Annotated in this window: 1 protein-coding gene and 1 pseudogene; one reads left to right on the forward strand and one right to left on the reverse strand. The window is 76.8% G+C overall.

The genetic code is table 11. From position 1 onward, the window contains the following. Window positions 1-20: 20 nt before the first annotated feature. A complete protein-coding gene (locus tag HCJ92_RS23930; RefSeq protein ID WP_245241220.1) occupies window positions 21-1,052 on the reverse strand; it encodes a nitronate monooxygenase in 1,032 nt (343 codons plus the stop codon). A 176-nt stretch (window positions 1,053-1,228) separates the two neighbouring features. Here HCJ92_RS23930 and HCJ92_RS23935 point away from each other — a divergent pair. Next, window positions 1,229-1,694: pseudogene (locus HCJ92_RS23935) on the forward strand (hypothetical protein); the annotation flags it as partial.

Raw genomic sequence — 1,694 nt, forward strand, 5'->3', positions numbered from 1 at the left:
CTGCCGCCGTGGGCGGCGCCTCAGCCGGCGGTGCCGCCGGCCCCGTCGAGCAGCGCGCGGGTAACGGCAGCCGCGGGGCCCGACCGGGCGGCACGGAAGCCGGTGCCCGCCCACAACGAGACCGAGTCCGGCTCACCCGCCCGCGCCGCTGCCGCCCGCAGCGGTGCCGTGAGGTGGTGCACCTGAGGGTAGGCGGGAGGCGCCTCGGCACCGTGGGCGTCGACGAACGCGTTCCGCAGCCCCCGAGCGGGGCGCCCCGAGAACGCCCTGGTCACCACGGTCTCGGCGAAGCGGTCGTCCGACAGCGCCGTGCGGTGCGTCGCCGAGGTGCCGGCCTCGTCGGTCAGCAGGAAGGCCGTGCCCGACTGGCCCGCGACCGCGCCGGCGCGCAGCACCGCCGCCACGTCCCGCCCGTCGCGCAACCCACCGGCGGCGATGACCGGCTTCCGGACCGCGCGGAGCACCGCGCCGACCAACCGGGGCAGAGGCAGCTCCCCGGGGGTGTCCTGGACACGGAAAGTCGCCCGATGGCCGCCGGCCTCCGGGCCCTGCACGCAGAGCGCGTCCACGCCCGCCTCGGCCGCCGCAACCGCCTCGGGGACCGAGGTCACGGTGGCGATCAGCGTGCTGCCCGCCGCCCGCAGCGCCGCGAGGTCACCCGCCGGTGGTAGGCCGAACGTGAACGACACGATCGGCACGGGCTCGGCGACCAGCAGCCGGACCTTTGCCTCCCAGTCGTCCCGCTCGTAGAGGTCCCCCGTCCGCAGCTTCACCCCGAACCGCGCCGCCCGCGGCGCCAGCACCTCCCGGTACGCCGCCACGGACTCGTCCGCGGCGCGCTCGCCGGGGACGAACAGGTTCACCCCGTACGCGCTCCGCACCCGCGCCCGCACCGCCGCGATGCGTTCCGCCAGCGCCTCGGCCGTCAGGTAACCCCCGGCCAGGAACCCCGTCCCACCGGCGTCGCACACCGCCGCCACCAGCTCCGGAGTGGCCACCCCACCCGCCATCGGCGCCTGCACGACCGGCGCCACACCCTCGATCGTCACCATGCGCACCATGCTGCCACTGCCCGGTCCCGGGCCGAACGCCCGCGTGCACCCGCCGCCGGGGCGTCGGGTGGGGCCCGCGGGGGCCGTGGCCGCGCCGCGCCGGAACGTTCCGAATGTTCATCTCGCGGGCGCTTGGCGGACACGGCACCGGTGTCCGGTGTGGGCACGATCACAGCATGACGAAGCGCTGGAACGGCCTGGTCGGGCTGCGGGCGGGGAGCGTCGCCCGGGCCGAGGACCTCTACACGGCCTGTGTACGGGAGTGCGCCCGCCACCTGGCGGCACGCGAGGACGCCGGCACGCACGCTGACGCCTCCCTCATAGCCGCCATCGGCACGCTGGTCGCCGAGCACACCGAACTGCGCCCGGACGAGGACGCCGTCTTCGCGGCCCTGCTCACCGTCGGCGCAGCCGCGCTGGCGGCTGGTGAGGTGCGGCTCGCGCGCCGCGTCGCCGACTCGACGGTCGCGCTGCGCAGCCGCAGCGCCGCCGCCTGGGAGCTGCGCGGCGAAGTGCTGCGGGCAGCCGGGTCACGGAGGCGCAGCGCCTGGCGCTGGTCCGACTGTGGTCACGCTGGGGGCTGGAGGTCGACGCCGAGACCGCCGTCGACCTCGGAGCGCTCTTCGGCGAGAAGCCGGTGGT

Origin of the sequence: Streptomyces spiramenti (assembly GCF_012034385.1) — a bacterium.
Lineage (GTDB): Bacteria > Actinomycetota > Actinomycetes > Streptomycetales > Streptomycetaceae > Streptomyces > Streptomyces spiramenti.

Excerpts from the sequence above, each read along its gene's own strand:
- HCJ92_RS23930 (WP_245241220.1), bottom strand. The coding sequence starts at position 1,052 with ATGGTGACGATCGAGGGTGTGGCGCCGGTCGTGCAGGCGCCGATGGCG.